The organism is Nitratireductor rhodophyticola, from assembly GCF_019891355.1.
GTDB lineage: Bacteria > Pseudomonadota > Alphaproteobacteria > Rhizobiales > Rhizobiaceae > Nitratireductor > Nitratireductor rhodophyticola.
This window is the reverse complement of record NZ_JAHSSF010000003.1, coordinates 408583-434084: the sequence shown is the minus strand read 5'-3', so window position 1 is coordinate 434084 and position 25502 is coordinate 408583. Positions and strand designations below refer to the sequence as shown.

The following is a 25502-nucleotide window of genomic DNA, read 5'->3' as shown; positions in this document are numbered from 1 at the left end:
CGGCGGTCCTCCGCGGTTCAGTCGGAGGCCGGTTCCCGCGCCATGCCGTGATACTCTTCGTTCGGGTGCATATCGACCGCTGCCGCCATGCGGTTGGACATGTTGAAGAAGCTCGCCACGGCGGCGATGTCCCAGATGTCGTGTTCGGAAAACCCGGCCTCACGCAGCGCCCTGCGGTCCGACTCCTCGATCTTCGCGGGGGTCTCGGTGAGTTTAACGGCGAAATCGAGCATGGCCTTTTGTCGCGGCTCCAGCTTCGCGGCGCGGTAGTTCATCACCATGAGCTCGCCCAGCACCGGGTCGCCGGAAAGCTGGCGCACGGCTGCACCGTGGGCGGTGAGACAGTAGAAGCAGTGGTTGATGCTTGAAACCACAACGGCAATCATTTCGCGTTCGAGCTTCGACAGACCCGAATCACTCAGCATCAGGTCGTTGTACATCTGCGTGAAGGCCCTGAGCTTGTTCTCGTCAAACGCGTAGGCGCGCAGGACATTGGGCACGAGGCCAAGCTTCTCCTCGCATTTGTCGAAATAGGCCCGGGTTTCGTCGCTCAGCGCTTCGAGTGGGGGAAAATGCAGGGCAGTGACCGGTTTCGTCATGATGCAGACACCCTTTCGATAGGAATAGGTTGTATTCAGCCTGCACGGTGGAATGACGGGTCGTCAAACCGCTTTTGTCTGAATACGATGGGCCAGTTTGGTCAACCAACAGGGATTTTCGGCATGGTAGCCAAGGCAAAGACCTCCAAGACCGCGAAAAAGGGCGGACCCATGGGCAAGGTCCTGCATGAGATCATCAGCGCGCGGACACCGGCGGAGGATCTGCGCCCCTATGACGAGGCAGCGTTGCTGCGTGCCGCCGAGGACGCGGTCACGGCGATCAAGGTCCACAAGCCGGGCACCAGTGTGGTGCGGGTGGACAATGCTTCGGGGATCGAGCGTTTGGGTCGTGCGGTCAGCCTTTTGACCGTCGTGAACGACAACATGCCGTTCCTGTTCGATTCGGTTCTGGGTGAACTCAGCGATTTCGGCGTCGAGGCGACGCTGGTTGTCCATCCGGTTCTGGTCGTCAAACACGGCAAGAAAGGCGTGGATGCGATCGTCGGCGATGCCGCGAGCACCAAGGTCGGCCCGGATGAGGACAAGATCAGCCTGATCCACGTGCATCTGCCGAAGCTTTCTGACGAGCAGAGCGCGGATCTGGAGACGCGCCTCAACGCGACGCTGAAGCAGGTGCGCGCAGCCGTTGTTGACTGGAAGCCGATGCTTGCCAGGCTCGACCAGGAGATAACCGAGCTGCGTTATGCGCCGGTGCCGCTCGAAAAGGATGCCGTGGCGGAGGCCATCGCGTTTCTGGAATGGCTGCGTGACGATAATTTCACGTTCCTCGGCATGCGCGAATTTCGCTATTCGGGCGGCGAGGAAAGCGGCACGCTGGAGCGTGCCAACAAGAAGGGCCTCGGCATTCTGGCCGATCCCGACGTTCTTGTCCTGCGCCGTGGCAAGGAAGCGGTCTCAACGACACCGGAAATCCGCGCCTTCCTGCATGGCCCCGATCCCTTCATCGTGACCAAGGCGAATGCCAAGTCGGTTGTCCATCGCCGTGCCTATCTCGACTATATCGGGATCAAGACCTTTGACGATAAGGGCAAGCTCACTGGCGAACTGCGTATCGTTGGCCTGTTCACTTCCACCGCCTACACCCGTTCGGTGATGAAGATCCCGTATCTGCGCTCCAAGGCCGAAGCGGTGATCACGAAGTCCGGTTTTGCGCCCACCGACCATTCGGGCAAGGCGCTCATCAATGTGCTGGAATCCTATCCGCGCGACGAGCTTTTCCAGATCGGCCTGCCGATCCTGCGCAAACATGCCGAGGCCATACTGGCGCTGGGAGAGCGGCCCCGTGTCCGGGCGCTCTACCGTATCGACCAGTTCGACCGTTTCGTCTCCGTGATCGTCTTCGTGCCGCGCGACCGTTACGATTCGCAGGTTCGCATCGAGATCGGCCAGTATCTTAAGACCGTCTTCAAGGGGCGCGTTTCGGCCTACTACCCGGCATTCCCCGAAGGGACGCTGGCGCGTGTTCATTTCATCATCGGCCGTTCCGGCGGCAAGACGCCGCGCATCGATACGGAGACGCTGGAAGCCGGTATTCTCAAGATCGTGCGGACCTGGGACGATGCGTTGCAGGAAGCGCTTGAAGAGACCGGCGCAGACCGCAGGTTTGCGGGCGTGGCAGCGGCCTTTCCCGAGAGCTACCGCAACGGTTTCTCCGCCGAAACGGCGTTGATCGATGCCGAGCGTATGGCGAAGCTGTCTGCCGACAACCCGATCGCCATCGATTTTCACCGGCATGAAGACCAGAACGAAACGCAGGCGGCGCTGAAAATCTATCATCACGGCACGCCGGTCCCGCTCACCGAGCGTGTGCCGCTTCTGGAAAACATGGGCTTCCGGGTGATCAGCGAGCGCACTTTCGAGATCGGCGATGCCGACGATGAAGAGAGCGCACAGATCTTCATCCACGACATGGAGCTGGAAAACGCTTTCGACGGACCGATCGACCTGTCGGACAGGGGCGCGCTGTTCGAAGAGCTGTTCCTTTCGGTCTGGCGCAGGGAGCACGATGACGATCGGCTCAATGCACTCGCACAGACGGCGCGCCTGCGCGTCGACGAGATCGCCATTCTGCGGGCCTATAGCCGCTTCCTGCATCAGGCCAGCATTCCCCAGAGCCAGGACTTCATCGCGGCAACGATGAACCGCTATCCGCATATCGCGCGCAAGCTGTTCGAGCTCTTCGTGCTGCGCTTCGATCCCAAGCGGGCGGAACAGGAAAAGGCACGCGAAGAGGCGGCGGCGCTGACGGCGGCCATCGAGACGGACCTCGATGCGGTGCCCAATCTCGACGATGACACGATCATCCGGCGCTTCCTCAACCTGATCGAGGCGACGCTGCGGACCAACCATTACCGGCCGAAAGCGGATGAGACCGTTCGCTCGCTGGCGCTGAAATTCGATTCACGCGCCATCACCGGCCTACCGCAGCCGCGCCCATGGCGTGAGATTTTTGTCTACGGGCCGGAGGTGGAGGGTGTTCACCTTCGCTTTGGGCCGGTGGCACGTGGCGGCCTGCGCTGGTCTGACCGGGCGCAGGACTACCGCACCGAGGTGCTGGGCCTTGTGAAGGCGCAGCAGGTGAAGAATGCGGTGATCGTGCCGGTGGGGGCCAAGGGCGGTTTCTACCCGCGCCTCCTGCCGGAGAATGGCAGCCGCCAGGAGGTGTTCGAGGCAGGGCGTGCGGCCTATATCAACTTCATCTCCAGCCTTCTGTCGCTGACCGACAATCTGGATGGCGACAAGGTCATTCCGCCCGAGGGCGTGGTGCGCCACGATGGCAACGACCCGTATTTTGTGGTGGCGGCCGACAAGGGCACGGCAACCTTTTCCGACACGGCCAACGGCATCAGTCAGGCGCATGATTTCTGGCTGGATGACGCTTTCGCCTCCGGCGGCTCGGCCGGCTATGACCACAAGAAGATGGGCATCACCGCACGCGGTGCCTGGGAAGCGGTGAAGCGGCATTTCCGCGAGATGAACCGCGATATTCAGACGGAACCGTTCACCGCCGTGGGCGTGGGCGACATGTCGGGCGATGTGTTCGGAAACGGCATGCTGCTTTCTACCTGCACGAAGGTGGTGGCCGCTTTCGATCACCGCGACATCTTTATCGATCCCGATCCGGACCCGGCGGTTTCCTATGCCGAGCGCAAGCGTCTTTTCGACATGGGGCGCTCGAGCTGGCAGGACTACGACACGAGCAAGCTCTCCAAGGGCGGCATCATCGTTTCGCGCGCGCAGAAATCCATCACGCTCAGCAAGGCGGCAGCCGAGGCCATCGGGCTTGGCAAGACCACGGCCTCGCCGACCGAGATCATGATGGCGATCCTGCGAGCGCCGGTCGATCTCCTCTGGTTCGGCGGCATTGGCACCTATGTGCGCTCCCACACCGAAAGCAATCAGGAGGTGGGCGACCGGGCCAATGATGCGATCCGCGTGACTGCGCGGGAGGTGGGGGCCAAGGTGATTGGCGAGGGCGCCAATCTTGGCATGACGCAGCTTGCGCGCATCGAGTTCGGCCTGAATGGCGGGCGCTGCAACTCCGACGCCATCGACAACTCGGCCGGCGTGAACTCCTCCGACGTGGAGGTGAACATCAAGATCGCGCTGGCGGCGGCGATGCGCTCGGGCGCGCTGGAACGACCGGCGCGCGACAAGCTTCTGGCCGAGATGACGGATGAAGTCGCCGGGCTGGTTCTTGCCAACAACTACCAGCAGACGCTGGCCATCTCGCAGGTTCAGAAGCGTGGTATGCCGGAAATGCCGCATCAGGCGCGCATGATGACCCTGCTCGAACAGCGCGGGCTGCTCGACCGGGCTGTCGAGTTCCTGCCCGGGCCGCAGGAACTGGCGGATCGGGAAAGCCGGGGCGAGCCGCTGACGCGTGCGGAAGTGGGCGTGCTGCTTGCCTATGCGAAGATCGTGCTCTTCGACGAGATCGTCGCCAGCAAGGTGCCGGACGCGCCCCATCTGGAAGAAGATCTTTTTGCCTATTTCCCAAGCCGCATGGTGAAGAAATATGAGAGCGAAATCCGGTCCCATCGGCTGAAGCGCGAGATCATCGCCACGGAACTGGCCAATGACGTGATCAATCGTGGCGGGCCGAGCTTTGTCACGCGGCTGCAGGATCTGACAGGCCGGCCGGCAGCCGACATCGTTGCCGCCTTTGCCGTAGTGCGCGAAGGGTTTGAGCTGCGGAAAATCTACAGGGCCATCGATGCGCTGGACAACAGGATCGACGGCATGGCGCAGCTCGATCTCTATCAGATCGTCTGGCGGCTGATCTATTCGGCCACGTCCTGGCAGCTCAAGAACGATGGCGAAAAGGAAACCGTGGGCGCGCGGATCGACCGGCTGCAGGCGGCGCGCAAGGCGCTGGAAGGCAAGCTCATGCCGATGCTGCCGGCCTTCATGCGCGAGCGTCTGGAGAGCCGGCGGGGGCAGCTCGTGGCGCTTGGGGCGCCGGAGGATCTGGCGAAGAAGCTCGCCTTCCTTTCCGTTGCGGAGATGGTGCCGGATATCGAGCTTGTGGCGGAGAAAGCGGGTGCGCCTCTCGAAAAGGCCGCGAAAGCCTTCTTCGGTGTTACCGACGCTTTCCGTATCGGGCGCATCGAGGACGCCGCGCACACGATCGTGCCTTCAGACTATTATGACGGGCTGGCGCTGTTCCGCGCGACCGACATGATCAGCGCGGCGCGACGCGGCATGACAATCGCCGCCCTTACCGAATACGGCAAGGAGGACGATCCGGCCGAAAGGTGGGTCGAGGCCGGCGGCGAACACGTGGTGCGCGTCCGCGAGAGACTGCAGTCTCTCGTGGAGGGCGGCGAGATCAGCGTTTCGCGCCTCACCGTGGCGTCGGGTTTGATGAGCGATCTGAGTGTCTGATCTTGCCGGGGCGCCGGAAGACGCCGGGATGAACATGCCGCCGGCGGAGCACGGAACCGTGCCCCGCCGTGGCATCTGGGGCTGGATGCTCTTCGACTGGGCGCAGCAGCCCTTTCACACGCTCATCATCACCTTTGTCTTCGCGCCCTATTTCGCCTCTGCCGTCGCGCCCGATGCGGCGCGGGGGCAGGAATTGTGGGGGTTCGCCACGGGCATTGGCGGGCTTGCCATCGCGCTTTCCTCACCCGTTCTGGGCGCGATTGCCGATGCGACGGGGCCGCGCAAGCCGTGGATCTTCGTGTTCTCGGTGATCGGGGTGCTGGCCTGCACATCGCTGTGGTTCGCCAAACCGGGCGGCGAGCATGTGGGGCTCGTTCTGCTTGCCGTGGCGCTCGCCGTGTTTGGCATGGAGTTCGCCGCCGTCTTCAACAATGCGATGATGCCCGATCTCGTGCCGCGCGCGGAGCTGGGGCGGCTTTCGGGTTCAGCCTGGGGGCTGGGTTATGTCGGCGGGCTCATGTCGCTGGTGCTGGTGCTCGGTTTCATGGCGGCACAGCCCGATACGGGTCGCACGCTTCTGGGGCTGGAGCCGATCTTCGGGCTCGATGCGGCGGCGCGTGAGGGCGACCGGGCGGCGGGGCCACTGACAGGCTTATGGTATGCGCTTTTCGTGTTGCCGATGTTCCTCTTCACGCCCGATGCGCCGCGCCGCAGGGCGGCGGCGGGGGCGATCCGCGAAGGGCTGACGCGTCTCGGCGCCACGCTGAAGCGGCTACCGGGCGAGCGTAGCTATTTCAGCTTTCTTCTGTCGTCCATGTTCTACCGCGATGCGCTCAACGCGCTCTATGCCTTTGGCGGCATCTATGCGGCGGGCGTGCTTTCCTGGTCGATCACGCAGATCGGGCTGTTCGGGATTCTGGCCAATGTGACCGGCGCACTCGGCGCATGGCTCGGCGGGCGCATGGACAGGCGCTTCGGGCCAAAGCTGGTGGTGAGCGTGTCCATTCTGGTGCTCACGCTGTGCGCGCTGCTGGTGATTTCCACCACGCGTGAGGAGCTTCTTTTCATGCCGATCAGCGGGGCTGGGGCAAGCAGCCTGCCGGACATCGCCTTCTTCGTGGCGGGGGCCTTCATCGGTGCTGCGGGCGGGTCGATCCAGGCGGCGTCGCGCACGCTGCTGGTGGATCAGGTATCGCGCGAACGGGTGACGGAAGCCTTCGGGCTCTACGCGCTTTCCGGCAAGGCGACGACCTTTATCGGGCCGTTCGCCATCGCCATCGCCACCGGGTATTTCGCTTCGGAAGCCTTTGGTTTCTCGGTCGAGGACGCGCAGCGGCTTGGCGTGACGCCGATCCTTTTGCTGTTTCTCATCGGGCTGGTGCTTCTGCCCTTCGTGAAGAGCCGGCATCAGGAGGCGGGCGCCTCCTGATCCTCAGCAGCGCCTGCGTCAATGACGGAAGTGGCGCATGCCGGTCATGACCATGGCGATGCCATGCTCGTCGGCGGCGGCGATGACCTCGTCGTCGCGCATGGAGCCGCCCGGCTGGATGACGGCGGTGGCACCGGCTTCCACGGCGGAGAGAAGGCCGTCGGCGAAGGGGAAGAAGGCGTCGGAGGCGACGACCGAACCCTTGGTCAGCGGCTTGGCATTGCCGGCAGCCTGTGCCGCGTCCTCGGCTTTGCGCGCGGCGATGCGGGCGGAATCGACGCGGCTCATCTGACCGGCACCCACGCCCACAGTGGCGCCATCGCGGACATAGACGATGGCGTTTGATTTCACATGCTTGGCGACGCGGAAGGCGAAGACGAGATCGGCCATTTCCTTTTCGCTTGGCGCGCGTTTGGTCACGACCTTGAGGTCGAGATCGTCGACCACGCCATTGTCGCGTGACTGGACCAGCAGGCCGCCGGCAACGGTCTTGACGGCAAGGCCTGGTGCGCGCGGGTCGGCAAGCCCGCCGGTGACGAGCAGGCGCAGGTTCTTCTTGGCGGCGACGATGGCGCGGGCCTCTTCGCTCGCGTCGGGCGCGATGATGACCTCGGTGAAGATCTTGACGATCTCGGTGGCCGCTTCCGCGTCGAGCGGGCGGTTGAGCGCCACGATGCCGCCGAAGGCGGAGACGGGGTCGCAGGCGAGCGCCTTCTCATAGGCCTCGCGCAGCGTCGCGCCCTCGGCCACGCCACACGGATTGGCATGCTTGATGATGGCGACGGCGGCGGAGCGCTCCGGCGAAAATTCGGAGACGAGCTCGAAGGCGGCATCCGTGTCGTTGATGTTGTTGTAGGAAAGCTGTTTGCCCTGAAGCTGGGTCGCGGTGGCGACGCCGGGACGGCTATCACCGGTGACGTAGAAGCCTGCCTTCTGGTGCGGGTTCTCGCCGTAACGCATCACTTCCTTGAGCCTGCCGCCGACGGCGCGGAAATCCGGTGCGTCGACCTCGAGCGCTTCAGCGAACCAGCCGGAGATGGCCGCGTCATAGGCTGCGGTGCGGGCGAAGGCCTTGGCGGCGAGTTCCTGACGCAGGCGGTAGGGCAGGGCGCCATCGTTTTCGGCAAGCGCCTCGAGAATGCGGGCGTAGTCGGCGGGTTCGGTTACGACGGCCACATAGGCGTGGTTCTTGGCTGCCGCGCGCAGCATGGCCGGACCGCCAATGTCGATGTTCTCGACCGTGGTTGCATAATCGCCACCGCCGAAACGCACCTCCTCGAACGGATAGAGATTGATGACCAGAAGGTCGATGGCCGCGATGTCGTGCTCTTTCATCGCGCTGGCATGGTCGGCATCGTCGCGAATGCCGAGCAGGCCGCCATGGACGCCCGGATGCAGCGTCTTCACGCGCCCGTCCATGATCTCGGGAAAGCCGGTCAGCTCCGAAACGTCGCGCACGGCGATGCCTTCGCCGGAGAGCGTTTTGGACGTGCCGCCGGTGGAGACGATCTCGACATTGCGGCCTGAGAGCGCGCGGGCGAAATCGACAATGCCGCTCTTGTCGGAGACCGACAGAAGCGCACGGCGGACGGGAACGAGATCGGGTGCGGGAATGTTCTTGGCGGCAACGGACATGCGAGGCGGCTCCGGCTTCGGGGATGGATGTGGGGGACGTACCGGCAGGCGGGATGCAAATCAAGCTTGGCGGCAGGCTATTGCCGCTTTTGGCGGCGAAACAGGCTTGCATCGGCCGCGCAAAAGGGCATTGGTGCCGGGCATGAGCGAGAAACCAGAAATCCTTTATGCGTGTGAACCGGACCTTGAAGCCGTCGAGTTCGGCCGGGTGCTGCGTGAGTCCGGGCTGGGCGCGATCCGCCCGATCGATGATGAAGCGCGGCTTCGGCGCATGATCGCCGGCGCCGGTCTCATCGTGACGGCGCGCCGCAATGTGGAGGGTAGACCGCTGGTGGGTGTTGCCCGCTCCGTGACCGACTTTTCCTGGTGCGCCTACCTTTCCGATCTTGCCGTCTCCTCGAAAGCGCAGGGGTTGGGGATCGGCCAGGGCCTGATTGACGAGACACGTCGCCAGCTTGGCCCTGACGTTAGCCTCATGCTGGCGTCTGTGCCGGAAGCGGTGGGCTTCTACGAACGCATCGGCATGGGACGGATCGACGATGCCTTCTGGTTCCGCCGGGAGCGTTGAGACAGCACCAGTCGAACCGCCAGTGGGGGCAATGGTCTCATATCGCGCATGGCAACTGGCTTACTCGACAAGAGCGGCCGCCTGTGGCAATCAGGGAACCCGAATGTGCTTTAAGAAGCGTTTTGCTAATTTTGCGGCGTTTCTATATTTTTACCGCATATTTTATTGACTAATTGCCTTTCTTCTGCAAATTATCCGATAAATGGATTTGCAGGAAGATTGTCATGGATCAAATCGACCATAAAATCGTGACCCTTCTGGCCGAGGATGCACGCCGTTCGCTCGCCGATATTGGTGGCGTGGTGGGGCTTTCCGCATCCGCGGTCAATGAGCGCATTCGCCGGCTTTCAGCCAGCGGTGTTATCCGGCGGTTCACGGTGGATGCCGATCCGGCGGCGCTGGGCTGCCCGGTGCTCGTCTTCATCTGGGTGTCGCTGGTGCAGAACGTCAATGAAGAGGCATTCCGGGTGTTTGCCGCGGCCCACAAGGCGGTGGAGGAATGCCACCACGTGACGGGGCCGTGGTCCTATCTGATCAAGGCGCGGGTGCCTTCGCTCGCCGATGTGGAAAGCGTGCTGGAAGACATGAAGAAACATGGCTTTCTGGCCCGCAGCGAGTCCGTCGTCGCCCTGTCGACGGTGGAGCCAGGGTCCTTCGCGCCGGTCGAGAAGGGCTGACGATTTGGACGCGCTGCTCTTCGGCAAAAGCCTGCTGCTTGGGCTGGCGGTGGCGGCGCCGCTCGGGCCGATCGGCGCATTGTGCGTGAACAGGACGCTGGAGCACGGGCTGTGGGCCGGGGTGGCCGGCGGTCTGGGCACGGCACTGGCGGATGCCGTCTATGCGGCGCTGGCGGCCATCGGTTTTGCAGCGTTTGCGGCGGCCCTTGCGGTGGTCGACGTGCCGCTCAAGCTTGCCGGCGGCGCGTTTCTGGCGTGGCTCGGATGGAAGAGCTTTTCGCCGGCACCTTTGCGGGCGGCTGCCGAGGCACGGGCAAGCGATCTCTTCGGAACCGCCGCTGCCACGTTCTTCCTGACAATCACCAATCCGATGACCATTCTGGCCTTTGCGGCTATGTTTGCCGGTCTCGGGCTGGCGGACACGCCACACCCCGCCGATGCGCTGGTCGTGGTGATCGGCGTCTTTCTCGGCTCGCTTCTCTGGTGGTTCATTCTGAGCGGCGGCGTGGCGCTGGCGCGCGCGCGGTTGCCTGAAAGCCTCTCGCGGTGGGTGTCGCGCATTTCCGGTGTGGTCCTGCTCGCCTTTGCGGCTTTCGCCATCGGTTCGGTTGTGCGCAGCTACCTCTGATTGCCGGCTTCCGGCCGCCATTCGCGTGGCGTTGTTCCGGTGATGCGCCGGAACTCGCGGTTGAAATTGGATTTGGTGTTGAAGCCGCTCGAAAGCATGGCTTCGGTGACATTGGCGCCATCCTCCAGTGCGCGGCAGGCGTGGTGGATGCGGTGCCGGTTGATGTAGCGCGAAACGTTTTCGCCACTGACCAGATTGATGGCGGAGGAGAGTTGCTTCGCCGGTACATGCAATCGCCGGGCAAGCCGGGCAAGGGTGAGTGCGGGATCGAGGTAGAGCGTATCGGTCTGAAGGAGCGCATCGAGCCGCTGGACCAGATGGGCATCTTCCTCGCTGGGGTGGGGACTTTGCGGCGGGGATTCCGCCTCCGTCTCACCCATGGCATTGGGTGAAATGCTGAGCAATCCGATGGCAAGCAGTGCGGCCGACGAAAAGACGCTGACAATGACTGGCGGCAGCCCGGTCTGGCCGGTCATGATGGCGAGCGCGATGAGCGCGTCGCTGAGCGCCGACAGGATGAGGGCGAGGCCGATGCCACCCCAGATTCGGGCTGGCAGGCGTCCGGCCTCAAGCCGTGCCAGAGGCAGGTCATCGCCGCTGCGGTGCAGCTTCACCAGAATGGCGAGCCCATAGAGAACGAAGATGGCCGGTACCACCGTATCGAGCGTACCCGGCGCGAAGACGACGCAGAAAGCCGCGAAGGCAGGTGCTGCCAGGTGCATAAGATCGCGTGGCAGTGAGAATGGCCGGAACGAGGCCGTCTGGAAAGCGAGCCAGGTGAGCGGCGGCACGAAAGTGGCGGTGACGGGCTGAAGGGGCAGAAGGGCGCCGATGCCATAATGCTGGCGCAGCGAAACGATGAGGCTTTGCAGCGCGCAGGCGGCAAGCAGTGCCATCAGGAATGGCGCGCGCTCGCCGGAAATGGCGATCCGGATCAGGAACGCACCGAGAACGAGTGCGACGATTGTTGGAATGGGAAGGACCAGCATGGATGGCGTCTGCATGTTTCCTGCAAGAGTCTGGGTTGTGGCATCGCCACGAGACGGTGGCAACATCCGCGGAAACCTATCGTGCGAAAACCGGTTCGGTGCGACCTGAAACCGGTTTTAGGACGCGGGCAGAACGCGGGTTGAGCAGATTGGCGTCATCCAGATGAAAGGATGACGGATATGAAAAAACTGCTTTCTGCTTTTCTTATCGGCATGGGCCTGACGGGCGCAGCCATGGCTGAACCCTATGCCGGATATGACCGGCTGACGGTGAAGGCGGATCACCGCCCATCGGTTCTGGCTGCCTCGGTGTGGTATCCGGCGGGTAAGGCGACCTATCGCGGCCTGGTGGGCGACAATGCCGTTTTTCAGGGCTCTTCGGCCTATGTCGGTGCTGCGGTGGCGGAGGGGCGTTTTCCGCTCTTCGTGCTCTCGCATGGCTCTGGCGGCAACATGGACGCCATCTCCTGGCTTTCCTCGGCGCTGGCGATGCGCGGCGCGATGGTGCTGGCGGTCAATCATCCAGGCAGCACGTCGGGCGATTCTTCTCCGCGCCGCTCGGTGCGGCTCGATGAGCGGGCGGCCGACCTCAGCGCTGCACTCGACGCGCTGCTCGATGAGCCTGCGTTTGCCGATCACGTGGATCGTTCGCGCATTGCCTCGCTTGGCTTTTCGCTTGGCGGCGCCACGGCGCTGAACCTTGCCGGGCTGCGCTTCGACCCTGATGCGTATGCTGCCTATTGCGCATGGATTGGGGACGAAGGTCAGGACTGCGTGTTCTTCGCCAAGGGAGGCGTCGATCTCGAGGCGCTTCCCGAAGGGTTCGGCGCTGCGCTGCGCGATGATCGCATCGGACAGGCAATCGCCATCGACCCTGGCATGACCTATGCGGCGACGCCGGAAAGCGTCGCCCGGACCGACATGCCGGTGCTGCTCATCAATCTCGGTCGGACCCATCTGTTCAAGGCTGCGGATGTGGGGCCGGACGGGAGCGACCTGGCCGAAAAGCTGCCGTCTGCGGTGCTGAAGACAATCGCACCGGCGCATCATTTCACCTTCCTTGCGGAGTGCAAGGCGGAAGGGGCGGCGATGCTCGCCGCGGAAAAGGACGACCCGGTTTGTGACGATCCCGAAGGGACCGATCGGGCGGCAGTTCACGAGGCGATTGTCGACGAGATCGCGGCGTTTGCCGGGCTTTGATCCGGCCTGATCATGTGGGGTGTTTGAGCAGGCTTTGCAGCATTGACGTGGTGCGTGGTTCGACAAGCTCACCATGAGGGTGGTGGTGGCTGGCAAACCCGTCCCTCGGATCTTCGACCCAGTCCGCAGCACCCTTGAAGCAGTATCCCCGCCCCTCATGGTGAGCTTGTCGAACCACGCACCACGAACCATGCCCAATCTGGGCCGATCTAGCCGTTGCCGTTTATGGCGTGCGTCCTGCGGAGCCGCCATCGGATCTCTGGATGCTCGGAGGCCGTGGTGTAGAGAACGATCTGGCGGCTCCTGCGGGGGCCGCCAAGGCCTGCGAAGAAGATCGATTCCTCAACCACGGGAATGATGCCCTCGACAGTGAAGAGCCAGGTGTCGGTGGCCTCGCCCGCCAGAATGTGGCGGCCTTCGGGGTCGCGGTAGATGTCGATGTCGGGATGGATGTGGAAGCGCACGGCCACCGCATCGTCGCCGACTGCCGTTGAAGGAGATCCGTCGGGCCGGACGATACGGTCGATGCCTTCAAGCACCGCGCCTTCTTCGGAAAGGGAGAGGGCGCGTTCATGTATCAGGCCGAACCGCGAGACATAGCCATTGTGGCTGGCGGTGAAGCGGTGGACGCCCGCGCCATCGTCGCGTCGGCATTCGACCTTGCGGGGTCCGCCGATCAACGGCGTGCCGATCAAATCGCTCCATTTCGGGGAGAGGCTGAAGCGGGCCTGCGACGTGTCGTTGAGCGTGATGGTGGAATGTGCCGCCGTGGTGCGCGCAAGCGGTCGGTAGCTGTCGTCGCCGTAGTTGTCGATGCCGCTGTTGACCACGAACTGATGGCGGCCGGACGACATTTCGAAAGACAGGCAGCCCGCATGGGCGAAATGAGAAAGGTCGGCCGGTGGTGGCGGCGCCGTGTCGGCAATGACCGTGGTGGCGCCCAGCGCCAGACGCTCATAGCCCGAATGCGGTGCATGCAGAAGCGGTGCGCCGCCGGTATCGTCGTAGCGCAGGATGGCGGCGACACTGTCGTGCTGGGTGATGCCCATGCCGTTGAAACGGGCGATGGAACCATCGCGGTGACGGAAGAAGCGCAGTGCCGGCAGCATGCGCTCGACGGCGTCGATCAGTGCCTGCGGGGGTTGCTCCGCCTGATTGGTATAGGTCTGCCTGAGCGGCAGAAGGTCGGTCAGAAGTTCCATGATCGCGCGTGGATTGCGCGAGACATGGCCGCCGTCGGCGAGTATCTGCCGGTCAAGTTCCTGGGCAAGATTGCGGCTGGCGGCCTTGACCGCGGTGGCGGGTGCCGGCAGCGACAGGGCGCAGAATGCCAGCGCGATGCGGGCACGCAGCCGGTCTTCGCCATCAGGCATTTCGCGGGCGTTTGTGCGCAGGTAGCGCATCTGCACGGCGAGCATTTTCAGGAACTGGCGATAAAACGGAAGCTCGGCGCCCTGCAGCACGACGGAGGAATGCTGAAGCCATGCGATGAGGCGCCGGGCGGTGGTGCCCGGCTCCCACGGCATGCCGGAGACGCGCCTGCCGTAGAGCGCCATCCATTCTTCCACCAAAGCTCGGGCATTGGCCGAGGCGAGGTCGCTCTGGGCGGCGCGCATGTGGCGCAGCCAGCGAAAACTGTGCAGGGCATCCTGCCAGGGGAGGTCGTTGACGGGAACGCGGAAGGGCGACTGGCCGCGTGTCTCGACAAGCTGGCCCGCAAGCAGGAACTGGCCGTGATAGATGTCGCGCGCGACCTGGGGATCTGCGATGCGCAGGTCCGGCGGCGCGATGAGAACGCGTTCAGGCGTGCGCCCGGAATAGCGCCAGCGATAGGACGGGCCCGCGCGCAGGCGTCGCCGCAGGCGCGCCCATGCCTGCCGCGCAACAAGGCCCCACAGCTCGTGGGGGGAGTGTCCCCGTGCTTGATCCAACGACCGACTTTTCTTTCCGTGACCCCAAATCAGGCGAGAGTCTAAATGATTCAAGGATTTGTGCGAAGTTGAAATATATCAGCACGCACAGATGGCAGGACCAGCTCAGGGCTTGCGTATCAGACGGGCGGCGAAGAAGCCGTCGAGCCCCTGCGCCAGCGGTTCCTCACCAAGCCTGTCGGCGGGCGTCGTGCGCAGGAAACCCTGCGGTGTGACGAAGCTGGCGATGCCGGGCAATTCATCGGGCTGGATGGGATCGAGCGCCACGTGCGGGGTTTCTGCCAGAAAGGCTTCGAGCATCGCCTCGCCTTCGGTGGGATCGAGCGAGCAATTGGAAAAAACGATCCGGCCACCGGGCTTGACCAGCGTTACCGCATGGTCGAGCAGCGCGCGCTGCAGGCTGGCGAGTTTCTCGATGTCTTCGGGCGTCTTTGTCCACGGCACATCCGGATGCCGCCGCACCGTGCCGGTGGAGGAGCAGGGGGCATCGATGAGGATGGCATCGAACGGGGTTTCGGGTTCGAATTTTCGGATGTCGGATTCGACGATCTGCGCTTCTAGGCGCAGGCGCTTCAGGTTTTCTGCAAGGCGTTTGAGCCGGCTTTTCGAAAGGTCGACTGCGGTGACGTCTGCGCCGGCATGGATGAGCTGTGCGGTTTTGCCGCCGGGGGCGGCGCAGAGATCCGCAACGCGCGTGCCGGCGATGTTGCCGAGCAGTTTCGCGGGCAGGCTGGCGGCGGCATCCTGCACCCACCATGCGCCTTCCTCGAAGCCCGGGAGCGTGTCGACGCCGGCCTCAAGCTTTGCGATGCGTACCGTTCCGGTGGGCAGGACGATGCCGCCCAGCGCCTCGGCCCAGCGTTGCGGGTCTTGCCTGACGGTGAAGTCCACCGGCGGTTCCAGCCGGTGCATGGCGAGGATGGCGGCGGTCTTTTCCGCGCCATAGGCCGCTTCCAGCCGCGCGGCAAACCACTCGGGCGCCTCACGCGTCTGGGCAAGGGCGGCGGGGAGCGCGCGTGCCTTGACGCGGATCAGATTGCGCAGCACGCCGTTGACGAGGCCCGAAAACCGGGCGAGGCGCGGGTCGCTCTTTGCCTGGGTCACGGCGAGGTCGACGGCGGCGCTGTCGGGCACGTCGAGAAACAGGATCTGCGCCGCGGCGACGTGAAGCGCATGAGAAAGCGCGCGGGCGTTGGCGGGCAACGGGCGCTCCAGACGGCGCGCGAGCAGGGCCTCGATGGTGCTGCGATGACGCAGCGCGCTCATCAGGATGGCGCGGACAAGCGAGCGGTCCCGCGCATCGAGCGCGCGAAAATTCGGCTGGCCGTGGGCGGGGTCGGTGAGACCGTCGAGCGAGGCGTGCGCATCCACCACGGCGGCGAGCAGTTTCGTGGCCACGCGGCGGGTCTCAAGGCCTGGCTTGTCGAAGGTCTCAGGCGTGGGGTGGTTTTTGCCGGTGGTGCGGCGCGCAGTGGGGCGGCTCACGACCACGGGCCTTTGCGCCCTTTGGCGTCACGACCCCAGCGGGGGTCGGATTTGGACTCGGATTTGGGTTGGGGCCGGGGTTCGGGCGCTTCGGTCCGCGCTCCCCATGGACCGTGGTTCTCCTCACGGGGCTGCGGCTCAGGCGTCGCGCGCATTTCGCCGGCCAATGCCTGAAGGGCGGCGATGCGGTTGTCCGTATCGGGGTGGGTGGAGAACAGATTGTCCATGCGCTCGCCCGAGAGCGGGTTGATGATGAACATGTGCGCGGTGGCTGGATTGCGCTCGGCATCCTGGTTGACCACCTGCTTTGCCCGCCGGGCGATCTTGTCGAGCGCGGAAGCGAGCCACAGCGGGTTGCCGCAGATCTCCGCGCCCCGCCGGTCGGCCGAATATTCGCGTGTACGGCTGATGGCCATCTGCACCATCATGGCGGCGAGCGGTGCGACGATCATCGCCACAAGAACGCCGATGAAGCCGAGTGGATTGTTGTTGTCGCGGTTACCGCCGAAAAAGAACGCGAAATTGCCGAGCATGGAGATCGCGCCGGCCAGCGTCGCGGTGATGGTCATGGTGAGCGTGTCGCGGTTCTGCACATGGGCAAGCTCGTGCGCCATCACTCCGGCCACTTCCTCATAGCTCAGCCGGTCGAGCAGGCCGGTGGTGGCGGCGACCGCCGCGTTCTGCGGGTTGCGGCCGGTGGCGAAGGCGTTGGGCTGGTCGTTCTGGATCAGGTAGACGCGCGGCATGGGAAGGCCGGCGCGCGCCGCCAGATCGCGCACGATGCCGAAGTATTCCGGCGCGTTGCGCTCGTCGACCTCGACGGCATGGTGCATCCTGAGCACCATCTTGTCGGCGTTCCAGTAGCTGAACAGATTCATGCCCGCAGCGATCAGGAAGGCGATCATCATGCCGCCTGTGCCCCCGATCAGATAGCCCACGCCCATGAAGAGGGCCGTCATCAGGGCCAGGAGCATCGCAGTGCGTATCATGTTCATCGTCGTCTCAAGCTCCAGAATGAGGTCGCGCCAGCGATTTTCCATGGCGCGACCAATCGCTTATATGATGGGGAACGCGCTTCGTGTATTCAATATTTCCCCGTTTTCGAGAGGAAGTTGCCGTGAAAGACGAGACGGACAGACAGGAAGATGCACCGGAAAAGCTTCTCTCGCCGGCAGCCATGCGTGCGCTGGCGGAAGCCGAGGCCCGGCGCAGAACCTATGAGGCAGAAGCCGCAAAGGCTCCGAAGGAGCTTGGCGGACGCGGCGGCCACGACCCGGCACGCTATGGCGACTGGGAAGTGAAGGGAATCGCAACGGATTTCTGATTCCGGTTGCGCAACGCGCATTAGAGGAATATATTCCTCTAATGCCTCATCTCTTCCACAAAGCATTTGTTGCAGTGTTGCTTGCCGGTGCGTTGAGCGCTCAACCGGTGGCCTTTGCCGCACGCAGGGAGGTGATCTCCGGACCGGTGGAAGCCCGTGTTCTGCGCGTGATCGACGGGGACACATTCGTTGCCGAGGCGCATGTCTGGCCGGGTCAGCGCATCAGGGTCAGTGTGCGTATCCGTGGTGTGGATGCGCCGGAACTGCGCAGCCGCTGTGCTGCTGAAAAAGCGGCAGCACGTAAGGCGCGTGCGGTGCTCGACCGCTTGCTGGCAGAAGGTTCCGTCTGGATCAGCGATATCAGTGGCGGCAAGTATTACGGGCGCGTGCTTGCCGACGTGACGACGGAACCGGGCGGGGATGTTGCATCGCGTCTGCTGGACGCCCGGCTTGTGGCGGCCTATGGCGGCGGACGGCGGGTTTCGTTCGTGTGTTGATGGTGGCGTGATTTTCTGATGCGTCGGCGCTCGCCCCTCATCCTCACCTTCTCCCCGTGCACGGGGAGAAGGGGGCTTCGAAGTCAGCGCCTTCCCATTGGATAGCCCTGTGTCACCCGGGTGCACAAAGAACGTGATGAAACGTTGGAATGACCGAAAGCCGGATTTCCGCTTTTGGGTCCGATGCTCGAGAATGGCGTCCTTCTCCCCGCAGGCGGGGAGAAGGTCCCGGCAGGGGGATGAGGGGCTAGCGCCTTCTTTTCAAACATGCGACCCGCGCTCAAAAACAAAAGGCCGTTCCCGAAGGAACGGCCCCGTGTTTTCGAATTCGCACGCGGTCATGGCCGGTCTGCGGTGGCAGACCATCCGCGCTTCATGCGCTTCAACGGGGAGACTGCTCCCCGCGAAGGCAATCCATCGAGACCACGCTTGAACGGAAATCACTCGACATTGGATCACCTCCTTTCGGTTCGTTGACGACACCACCAATGTGGAGGCGATCGCTCATTTCCGCAAGGGGGAGGGCAAAAACGCCGCGCAGGGCACGCGGCGCTTCGGACTGTCAGCCCTTCTTGTTCTGGCGGTTCTCCACCAGATCGTCGACCACGGCCGGATCGGCGAGGGTCGATGTATCGCCAAGCGCGCCGTAATCGTCTTCGGCGATCTTGCGCAGAATGCGCCGCATGATCTTGCCCGAACGCGTCTTGGGCAGGCCGGGGGCGAACTGGATCTTGTCGGGCGAGGCGATCGGACCGATCTCGCTGCGCACATGGGCGACGAGCTCCTTCTTGAGCTCTTCGGAACCTTCTTCGCCGGCCATGAGGGTGACATAGCAGTAGATGCCCTGGCCCTTCACATCGTGCGGATAGCCGACCACGGCAGCTTCCGACACCTTGTCGTGGCTGACCAGCGCGGATTCCACCTCGGCCGTGCCCATGCGGTGGCCGGAGACGTTGATGACATCATCGACGCGCCCGGTGATCCAGTAATAGCCATCCTCGTCGCGGCGGCAGCCGTCGCCGGTGAAATACTTGCCCTTGTAGGTGGAGAAGTAGGTCTGGATGAAGCGTTCATGGTCGCCATAGACAGAACGCATCTGGCCGGGCCAGGAATCGGTGATGCACAGATTGCCGCTGGTCGCGCCTTCGAGCACCTGCCCCTCGCCATCGACGAGCTGCGGCTGGACGCCGAAGAACGGACGCGTGGCAGAACCCGCCTTGAGGTCGGTTGCACCCGGAAGCGGCGTGATGAGAATGCCGCCGGTCTCCGTCTGCCACCATGTGTCGACGATCGGTGATTTCTTGTCGCCGACGACGTTGTAATACCACTCCCAGGCCTCCGGATTGATCGGCTCGCCGACCGAACCCAGAATGCGCAGGGATTTGCGCGAGGCGCGGGTGACGAATTCGTCGCCGGCGCCCATCAGGGCGCGGATCGCGGTGGGGGCAGTATAGAAGATGTTGACATTGTGCTTGTCGACAACCTGCCAGAAGCGGGAGGCGTCCGGATAGTTGGGCACCCCCTCGAACATCAGGGTGATGGCGCCGTTGGCCAGCGGCCCATAGACGATGTAGCTGTGGCCGGTGACCCAGCCCACATCGGCGGTGCACCAGTAGACGTCGCCCTCGTGATAGTCGAAGACATATTCGTGCGTCATCGAGGCATAGACGAGATAGCCGCCCGTGGTGTGCAGAACGCCCTTCGGCTTACCGGTCGAGCCCGATGTATAGAGGATGAAGAGTGGGTCTTCCGCCTTCATCTTCTCCGGCTTGCACTCTGGCTTCGCCTTCGCGGTTTCCTCGTGGTACCAGAGATCGCGGTCCTCGAACCAGTTGATCTTGCCCGCAGTGCGCTGGACAACCAGAACGTGGCGCACTTTTGCGCCAGCCTTTTCGGCCAGTGCGATGGCCTTGTCGGTGTTTTCCTTGAGCGGAATCTTCTTGCCGCCGCGCAGGCCCTCATCGGCGGTGATGACGAAATCCGACTGGCAGTCCTCGATGCGGCCGGCAAGCGAATCGGGCGAAAACCCGCCGAACACGACCGAGTGGACCGCGCCGATGCGCGCGCAGGCGAGCATCGCATAGGTGGCTTCCGGGATCATCGGCATGTAGATGGTGACGCGGTCACCCTTCTTGACGCCGCGCGACTTCAGCACGTTGGCGAGCCGGCAGACTTTCTCGTAGAGCTCGTTATAGGTGATCTTCCTGTCGTCGTAGGGATTGTCACCTTCCCAGATGATGGCAGTCTGGTTGCCGCGCTTTTTCAAATGGCGATCGATGCAGTTGTAGGCGACGTTCGTCACGCCGTCCTCGAACCATTTGATCGAAACCTTGCCCTTGAAGGAGGTGTTCTTCACCTTGGTGTAAGGCTTGAACCAGTCGATGCGCTTGCCGTGCTTCTTCCAGAATTTTTCCGGATCCCTGACGCTGTCCTTGTACCATTTGAGATACGTCTCATCGTCGATGAGCGCGTTTTTCTTCCACGCGGATTTGACGCGGTGAACATGCACTTCGGACATTTTTCCTCCTCCGGGTAGGCACTTGCTGGGACTGGAGCTGCGCATCGAGACGCAGGGTCCGCTGGCTCGCGCGCATTATTACCATTCTGCCTGCCGCTACAACATTAGACATTTGGTGGCAGCGGTAGAACCGCACAAAACGCATGGGCCAGAGCGTTAGCACCGATGGATTCCGGCTGCTAATAATTTGTATTTACACGATAAATTTACGCATATGTGACAGCATCAGGCTGGACGAAGAATCGCTTTCGCCGCACAATTTCTCAATCCGGAACCCGATTCGGAAAGGAAGCACATGCAGCAGAAGGGCGAAATGGAGCTGATGCTCCGGGGCTATGGACTGACGACGGCAGAGTTTCTTTATCACATGCCGGATCATCCGACGATCCTGCAGAGTTTTCTATGGCAGCATTACGACACAGCACCGGATTTTCCGGCACTCTACCGGTTTATCGACTTCTGGAACGAGACGCTTGACGGACCGCTTCATTCGGTCACCTACACGCACAGGAAACTGATCTCGCCGAGCGAGTGGCGTAGCGTGGCCGGAGAGCTTGTCCTGCACTGATGCCTGTTGGGGTCAGGCCGCTGCCGGGCGTGGAGCCTCCTCCTCACTCCATGCCCGGCCGCATCGCGGGGTCAGACGGCGGGCGGGCTGAGGCGGGCGAACGCCTCCTGCCGCCGGTAGGGGAAATAGGGATAGGCGGCATCGGTGAGGCTTGCCGCATCCAGCTTCGCGATCTGCTCATCCGACAGCGACCAGCCGATAGCGCCGAGATTCTGGCGTAGCTGCTCCTCGTTGCGGGCACCGACAATGACGGAGGAGACGCTCGGCCGGCGTGTAAGCCAGTTGATTGCTATCTGTGGAACCGTTTTCCCGGTTTCCTCGGCCACGTCCTCTAGCGCATCCACCACGCGATAAAGCTGTTCCTGGTCAACGGGCGGGCCGAAGCTGGCCGTATCGTGCAGGCGGCTGCCCTCGGGGAGGGGAACGCCACGACGGATCTTGCCGGTAAGCCGGCCCCAGCCGAGCGGACTCCAGACCAGCGCGCCGACACCCTGATCGAGGCCGAGCGGCATCAATTCCCATTCGTAATCGCGACCGACCAGCGAATAGTAGACCTGGTGAGCGACATAGCGCTGCCAGCCATGACGCTCAGCGGCCGCCAGCGACTTCATCACCTGCCAGCCGGAAAAATTGGACACGCCGAGATAGCGCAATTTGCCGGCACGCACGAGATCATCAAGGGTCGACAGAACCTCCTCGACCGGCGTTGCGGCATCGAAGGCATGCAGTTGCAGGAGGTCGATATAGTCGGTTCCAAGGCGTTTCAGGGCCGCGTCCACACTGCGAACGAGACGGGCCCGCGAGGTGCCGGCATCGGACGGACCCTCGCCCATGGGCAGGGCCGTCTTGGTGGAGATCAGCATCGCATCACGCCGGCCCCTGATAGCTTCGCCCAGAACCGTTTCGGAAGCGCCGTCTGAATAGACATCCGCCGTATCGAAGAGATTGAGCCCGGCGTCGAGGCAGATATCGATGAGACGACGGGCTTCATTCGCGTCAGTGGTGCCCCAAGCCCCGAAAAGGGGGCCAGTGCCGCCGAAGGTCCCCGTGCCGAAGCTCAAGACCGGAACCTTGAGGCCCGATGCGCCGAGATTTCTGTATTCCATGGTTTGCTCCCTGGTTGGATAGAGGATGAAAGGTCAGGATGTGGCGGGATCGCAGACGGCTTCCCGCCTTGTGCGCCGGTGCTCCATGCGCTGAGCGGCGAAAGCGACAGCGAAAGCCGCCATGGGCACAAGGCCGGCGATCCAGATGACGGCACCAAGGCCCGGGCCGCGGTCGATCACCGCGCCGCCCAGCCAGGCACCGATCGCATTGCCGAGATTGAAGGCGGCGATGTTGAAGGAGGAGGCGAGGCCCTGCCCGGCGCCCTCGGCTTTTTCGAGCACCCACATCTGCAGGGGCGGCACGGTGGCGAAGGCGGCAGCACCGAACACCCCGATGGCGATCACGGCGCCGACCTTTTCGTGGACGGCGAAGCTCATGGCAAAGAGGACGGCCGAGAGCAGGGCGAGTGATCCGAGAACAGCCGGTCCGAGCCATCGGTCGGCGAATTTCCCGCCGATGAGGTTTCCGGCGATGAGGCCGCCGCCGAAGACGAGCAGGATGGGTGAGACCGCGCTTTCTGAAAAGCCGGTGATGCGTGTGAGGATAGGCGCAATGTAGGTGAAGGCAGCAAACACGCCGACCCAGCTCAGCACCGTTGTCAGAAGGCCGAGAAGCACTTGCGGGCGGGCCAGCACGGCGAGCGTGTTTCCGCTGTCGTCCTCACCAGCGGAAGCATCGTCGCGTGGAACAAAGGCGGCAATGATGGCCAGGGCTGCAAGGCCCACCAGCGTGACGGCCCAGAATGTGGAGCGCCAACCGAAAGCCTGACCGAGCCAGGTGCCGAACGGCACACCGAGAATGTTTGCCACGGTGAGGCCGGTGAACATGATGGCGATAGCCGAGGCACGCCTGTCGGGGGAGACAAGGCCAGTGGCCACCACGGAGCCAACACCGAAGAACGATGCGTGTGCAAAGGCCGTCAGCACGCGCGCGGCCATGAGGGCCCAGTAGTTGGGCGCAAGCGCGCAGGCGAGGTTGCCGAGCGTGAAGATGACCATCAGGGCGATCAGCAGGGTCTTGCGGGACCAGCGCCCGGTCAGAGCGCCCAGGATGGGCGCGCCGGCCACCACGCCGAGCGCATAACCGGAAATGAGGAGACCGGCTGCGGAGATGGTGACGTCAAGATCGGCGCTCACCTCCAGAAGCAGACCCATGATGACGAATTCGGTAACGCCGATGCCGAAAGCGCCGGCGGTCAGCGCGTAGAGTGCAAGGGGCATGTCAAAGGCTCTTGTCGTTGCGAAAGGGCGAATTTGGATTGACCACTTGCGCTTAGATGGACGTCTGCCGATTGATGAATTAGACTTCGAAAAATAAAATCATCATGGAATTCAATTCATAAATGGCGCGTATCGACATAAACCGTTCCGGTGAGATCGAAGTGTTCGTGCGGGTGGTGGAATTGCAGAGTTTTTCCGCCGCGGCGCGCGATCTGAAGATGACGCCGTCCGCCGTCAGCAAGCTGGTGGCGCGGCTCGAGGCCCGGCTTGGAACGCGGCTGCTGCGTCGCTCCACGCGCCGGCTTCAGATAACCCCGGAGGGAAGCGCTTTCTATCAAAGCGGTGTGCGCATTCTGGCGGATATCCAGGCGGCTGAGCAGGAAGCTGCGGCGGGATCCGCGCCGCGCGGGCGCCTCAGGGTCAACTCGAACGTGCCTTTCGGCCAGAACCGGCTGATCCCGCTGCTTCCAGAATTCACGGCCCGTTATCCGGATGTGGTGGTGGATCTGGTGTTGACGGACCGGGTGATCGATCTGATCGAGGAGAGGGCGGATGTCGCCATCCGTGCCGGAGCGCTCGCCGAATCGAGCCTGATCGCGCGCAAGCTTGGTGATAGCGGCATGGCCGTCGTGGCCGCGCCTTCTTATCTGGAAGTACATGGACGACCGGAGAGCCCGGCCGACCTTGCCGGCCACGCGTTGCTCGGTTTCTGCTTTTCGCGCATTCATGAAGGGTGGCCCTTCATCGGACCGGAGGGGCTGAAAAGCAGCATCCCGCCCACTGCCGGCACGCTTGTCAGTGACGGTGAGGCCATGCGGTTGATGGCGCTGGCGGGCGCGGGCATCGCCCGCCATGCCCGCTGGCACATCCAGCCGGACATTGACGCGGGGCGGCTGGTGCCGCTCTTGGAGAATTTCAATCCGGGCGATCGCGAAGGTGTCTATGCGGTCTATGTCGGACACGGAAAATTCCTGCCGACCCGCGTCCGGGCATTCCTCGATTTTCTGGCCGAGAAGGTCAAGATCGCCTAATTCGGGGCAGCCATTGTGCCTATATTCCTACCCCTTCGCCCCCGATGTAGACTGTTGCCTCACGGAACAGGGCGCCACGGGACCGGAACCGATGTGACCCGGTTGCCGCGCCGAGTGGCGGAAGGGGCAGCTATGAACGGGCTTGCGAGAGTATGCTGGATCACGGCTCCGCTTTATGCGGTGCTTGGGATGAGCTTTGGAATTTACATGGCGGCGTCGGGCGACCACACTCTGGCGCCCGCGCATGGACATCTGAACCTACTCGGATGGGTCACCATTGGGCTTTACGGTGCCTTTTACACGTTGGTGCCGCAGGCTGCGGAGGGGCGGCTGGCCAGATTGCAGGTGCTTCTTGCCCAGCTCGGAGTGATCGTCACGGCGCCGGGCATTGCGTTTGCGATCCTGGGAATGGGCGAGGGGCTGGCGAAAGCCGGTGCGGTGCTCATCCTGCTCGGAGCGCTTTTGTTTCTGATTATTGTTGTGCGCGCCACGGGGCGCTCGGCGGCGGGTGCCTGATCCCTCAGCGCGCGCCGAAGATCGCTGATCCGACACGCACGCTGGTGGCGCCGAAGGCGATGGCTTTCTCGTAGTCACCGGACATGCCCATGGAGCATTTCTCGACGCCGGCTTCGGCGGCGAGCTTTTTCAGCAGTGCGAAATGCGGGCCGGGGTTTTCGTCGAGCGGCGGGATGCACATGAGACCCTCGATGGCGAGGCCGTATTCCTCGCGGCAATGTTTGACGAAGGTGACGGCCTGACGCGGGTCGATGCCGGCTTTCTGTTCTTCGAGGCCAGTGTTGACCTGGACATAAAGACGCGGGTGCCGGCCCTGTTTCTGCATCTCGGTCGAGAGCGCGCGGGCAATCTTTTCGCGGTCGACGCTCTCGATAACATCGAACAGGGCGACGGCATCGGCGGCCTTGTTGGACTGCAGCGGGCCGATCAGGCGCAGCTCGATGTCGGGGAAGGCTTCCTTGACGCCGGGCCATTTGCCCTGGGCTTCCTGGACGCGGTTTTCGCCGAAAACACGCTGGCCCGCCTCGATGACCGGGCGGATCTGATCTGCATCGAACGTCTTGGAAACGGCGACCAGTGTGACCGGCTCGCCTGAGCGTCCGGCAGCTTTCTCCGCTGCTGCTATCTTCGCTTTGACATCCTGCAAATTCTCGACGGCGTGGCTCATCGGTT

Annotated in this window: 21 protein-coding genes; 11 read left to right on the top strand and 10 right to left on the bottom strand. The window is 63.3% G+C overall.

The genetic code is table 11. From position 1 onward, the window contains the following. Positions 1-17: 17 nt before the first annotated feature. The gene (locus KUG85_RS13070) at positions 18-599 is read right to left on the bottom strand and encodes a peroxidase-related enzyme (protein WP_065816952.1); all 582 of its coding nucleotides are present in this window, start codon (positions 597-599) and stop codon (positions 18-20) included. Between the two features lie 123 nt (positions 600-722). Here KUG85_RS13070 and KUG85_RS13065 point away from each other — a divergent pair, with 123 nt between their 5' ends. Both KUG85_RS13065 and KUG85_RS13060 read left to right on the top strand, forming a co-directional pair. Next, on the top strand, positions 723-5507 hold the full coding sequence (locus KUG85_RS13065) for an NAD-glutamate dehydrogenase (RefSeq protein WP_223005528.1): 4785 nt from the start codon (positions 723-725) through the stop codon (positions 5505-5507). A gap of 28 nt (positions 5508-5535) precedes the next feature. Beyond that, complete coding sequence (locus KUG85_RS13060; protein ID WP_223005846.1) at positions 5536-6936, top strand: MFS transporter; 1401 nt, start codon at positions 5536-5538, stop codon at positions 6934-6936. Between the two features lie 18 nt (positions 6937-6954). On the opposite strand, the gene purH is transcribed toward KUG85_RS13060, so the two are convergent. Further along, positions 6955-8571, bottom strand: coding sequence for a bifunctional phosphoribosylaminoimidazolecarboxamide formyltransferase/IMP cyclohydrolase (purH, locus tag KUG85_RS13055; protein WP_223005527.1), 1617 nt, complete (start codon positions 8569-8571; stop codon positions 6955-6957). A 142-nt stretch (positions 8572-8713) separates the two neighbouring features. Here purH and KUG85_RS13050 point away from each other — a divergent pair, with 142 nt between their 5' ends. The 3 genes from KUG85_RS13050 (at position 8714) to KUG85_RS13040 (ending at position 10444) form a co-directional block, all read left to right on the top strand. Continuing rightward, positions 8714-9139, top strand: coding sequence for a GNAT family N-acetyltransferase (locus KUG85_RS13050; protein ID WP_223005526.1), 426 nt, complete (start codon positions 8714-8716; stop codon positions 9137-9139). A gap of 224 nt (positions 9140-9363) precedes the next feature. Beyond that, positions 9364-9816, top strand: a complete 453-nt coding sequence (locus KUG85_RS13045) for an Lrp/AsnC family transcriptional regulator (RefSeq protein WP_007008348.1) — start codon at positions 9364-9366, stop codon at positions 9814-9816. Positions 9817-9820: 4 nt separating this feature from the next. After that, positions 9821-10444 (top strand): LysE family translocator, encoded by a 624-nt coding sequence (locus tag KUG85_RS13040; protein ID WP_223005525.1) that lies wholly within the window; start codon positions 9821-9823, stop codon positions 10442-10444. On the opposite strand, the gene KUG85_RS13035 is transcribed toward KUG85_RS13040, so the two are convergent. Then, entirely contained in the window at positions 10435-11448 is a 1014-nt protein-coding gene (locus KUG85_RS13035; protein WP_255606399.1) for an AraC family transcriptional regulator, read from the bottom strand. The genes KUG85_RS13040 and KUG85_RS13035 overlap by 10 nt on opposite strands. 165 nt (positions 11449-11613) lie before the next feature. Here KUG85_RS13035 and KUG85_RS13030 point away from each other — a divergent pair, with 165 nt between their 5' ends. Continuing rightward, positions 11614-12633: an alpha/beta hydrolase family protein gene (locus KUG85_RS13030; RefSeq protein ID WP_065816957.1), complete on the top strand. Its 1020-nt coding sequence runs from the start codon at positions 11614-11616 to the stop codon at positions 12631-12633. 209 nt (positions 12634-12842) lie between these two features. On the opposite strand, the gene KUG85_RS13025 is transcribed toward KUG85_RS13030, so the two are convergent. From KUG85_RS13025 to htpX, 3 genes are all read right to left on the bottom strand, one after another. Beyond that, entirely contained in the window at positions 12843-14564 is a 1722-nt protein-coding gene (locus KUG85_RS13025) for a heparinase II/III family protein (protein ID WP_223005524.1), read from the bottom strand. Between the two features lie 105 nt (positions 14565-14669). Next, on the bottom strand, positions 14670-16055 hold the full coding sequence (locus KUG85_RS13020) for an RsmB/NOP family class I SAM-dependent RNA methyltransferase (RefSeq protein WP_407673664.1): 1386 nt from the start codon (positions 16053-16055) through the stop codon (positions 14670-14672). Next, positions 16046-17044, bottom strand: coding sequence for a zinc metalloprotease HtpX (htpX, locus tag KUG85_RS13015; protein ID WP_223005844.1), 999 nt, complete (start codon positions 17042-17044; stop codon positions 16046-16048). The genes KUG85_RS13020 and htpX overlap by 10 nt, the downstream gene beginning before the upstream one ends. A gap of 122 nt (positions 17045-17166) precedes the next feature. On the opposite strand from htpX, the gene KUG85_RS13010 reads away from it, so the two are divergent. Both KUG85_RS13010 and KUG85_RS13005 read left to right on the top strand, forming a co-directional pair. Then, complete coding sequence (locus KUG85_RS13010) at positions 17167-17373, top strand: DUF1674 domain-containing protein (protein WP_065816959.1); 207 nt, start codon at positions 17167-17169, stop codon at positions 17371-17373. A gap of 41 nt (positions 17374-17414) precedes the next feature. Next, positions 17415-17870 (top strand): thermonuclease family protein, encoded by a 456-nt coding sequence (locus KUG85_RS13005; RefSeq protein ID WP_223005522.1) that lies wholly within the window; start codon positions 17415-17417, stop codon positions 17868-17870. Between the two features lie 562 nt (positions 17871-18432). On the opposite strand, the gene acs is transcribed toward KUG85_RS13005, so the two are convergent. Beyond that, entirely contained in the window at positions 18433-20388 is a 1956-nt protein-coding gene (acs, locus tag KUG85_RS13000) for an acetate--CoA ligase (RefSeq protein ID WP_223005521.1), read from the bottom strand. 295 nt (positions 20389-20683) lie between these two features. Between acs and KUG85_RS12995 the strand changes: the two genes are divergently transcribed. Then, positions 20684-20956, top strand: a complete 273-nt coding sequence (locus KUG85_RS12995; protein WP_007010905.1) for an usg protein — start codon at positions 20684-20686, stop codon at positions 20954-20956. Between the two features lie 71 nt (positions 20957-21027). On the opposite strand, the gene KUG85_RS12990 is transcribed toward KUG85_RS12995, so the two are convergent. Together KUG85_RS12990 and KUG85_RS12985 are read right to left on the bottom strand one after the other, a co-directional pair. Further along, positions 21028-22062 (bottom strand): aldo/keto reductase, encoded by a 1035-nt coding sequence (locus KUG85_RS12990; RefSeq protein WP_223005520.1) that lies wholly within the window; start codon positions 22060-22062, stop codon positions 21028-21030. A 33-nt stretch (positions 22063-22095) separates the two neighbouring features. Then, a complete protein-coding gene (locus KUG85_RS12985) occupies positions 22096-23283 on the bottom strand; it encodes an MFS transporter (protein ID WP_223005519.1) in 1188 nt (395 codons plus the stop codon). A gap of 122 nt (positions 23284-23405) precedes the next feature. Between KUG85_RS12985 and KUG85_RS12980 the strand changes: the two genes are divergently transcribed. Together KUG85_RS12980 and KUG85_RS12975 are read left to right on the top strand one after the other, a co-directional pair. Beyond that, a complete protein-coding gene (locus KUG85_RS12980) occupies positions 23406-24314 on the top strand; it encodes a LysR family transcriptional regulator (RefSeq protein ID WP_065816964.1) in 909 nt (302 codons plus the stop codon). A 189-nt stretch (positions 24315-24503) separates the two neighbouring features. After that, a complete protein-coding gene (locus KUG85_RS12975) occupies positions 24504-24830 on the top strand; it encodes a hypothetical protein (protein WP_322098565.1) in 327 nt (108 codons plus the stop codon). Between the two features lie 4 nt (positions 24831-24834). Here KUG85_RS12975 and KUG85_RS12970 read toward each other — a convergent pair whose 3' ends face one another. Further along, complete coding sequence (locus KUG85_RS12970) at positions 24835-25497, bottom strand: YggS family pyridoxal phosphate-dependent enzyme (RefSeq protein ID WP_223005518.1); 663 nt, start codon at positions 25495-25497, stop codon at positions 24835-24837. Positions 25498-25502: the final 5 nt, after the last annotated feature.

Coding starts and splice junctions, on each gene's coding strand:
- KUG85_RS13070 (WP_065816952.1), bottom strand. CDS start 599: ATGACGAAACCGGTCACTGCCCTGCATTTTCCCCCACTCGAAGCGCTG.
- KUG85_RS13065 (WP_223005528.1), top strand. CDS start 723: ATGGTAGCCAAGGCAAAGACCTCCAAGACCGCGAAAAAGGGCGGACCC.
- KUG85_RS13060 (WP_223005846.1), top strand. CDS start 5,536: ATGAACATGCCGCCGGCGGAGCACGGAACCGTGCCCCGCCGTGGCATC.
- purH (WP_223005527.1), bottom strand. CDS start 8,571: ATGTCCGTTGCCGCCAAGAACATTCCCGCACCCGATCTCGTTCCCGTC.
- KUG85_RS13050 (WP_223005526.1), top strand. CDS start 8,714: ATGAGCGAGAAACCAGAAATCCTTTATGCGTGTGAACCGGACCTTGAA.
- KUG85_RS13045 (WP_007008348.1), top strand. CDS start 9,364: ATGGATCAAATCGACCATAAAATCGTGACCCTTCTGGCCGAGGATGCA.
- KUG85_RS13035 (WP_255606399.1), bottom strand. CDS start 11,448: ATGCAGACGCCATCCATGCTGGTCCTTCCCATTCCAACAATCGTCGCA.
- KUG85_RS13030 (WP_065816957.1), top strand. CDS start 11,614: ATGAAAAAACTGCTTTCTGCTTTTCTTATCGGCATGGGCCTGACGGGC.
- htpX (WP_223005844.1), bottom strand. CDS start 17,044: ATGAACATGATACGCACTGCGATGCTCCTGGCCCTGATGACGGCCCTC.
- KUG85_RS13005 (WP_223005522.1), top strand. CDS start 17,415: ATGCCTCATCTCTTCCACAAAGCATTTGTTGCAGTGTTGCTTGCCGGT.
- acs (WP_223005521.1), bottom strand. CDS start 20,388: ATGTCCGAAGTGCATGTTCACCGCGTCAAATCCGCGTGGAAGAAAAAC.
- KUG85_RS12995 (WP_007010905.1), top strand. CDS start 20,684: ATGCAGCAGAAGGGCGAAATGGAGCTGATGCTCCGGGGCTATGGACTG.
- KUG85_RS12990 (WP_223005520.1), bottom strand. CDS start 22,062: ATGGAATACAGAAATCTCGGCGCATCGGGCCTCAAGGTTCCGGTCTTG.
- KUG85_RS12985 (WP_223005519.1), bottom strand. CDS start 23,283: ATGCCCCTTGCACTCTACGCGCTGACCGCCGGCGCTTTCGGCATCGGC.
- KUG85_RS12980 (WP_065816964.1), top strand. CDS start 23,406: ATGGCGCGTATCGACATAAACCGTTCCGGTGAGATCGAAGTGTTCGTG.
- KUG85_RS12975 (WP_322098565.1), top strand. CDS start 24,504: ATGAGCTTTGGAATTTACATGGCGGCGTCGGGCGACCACACTCTGGCG.
- KUG85_RS12970 (WP_223005518.1), bottom strand. CDS start 25,497: ATGAGCCACGCCGTCGAGAATTTGCAGGATGTCAAAGCGAAGATAGCA.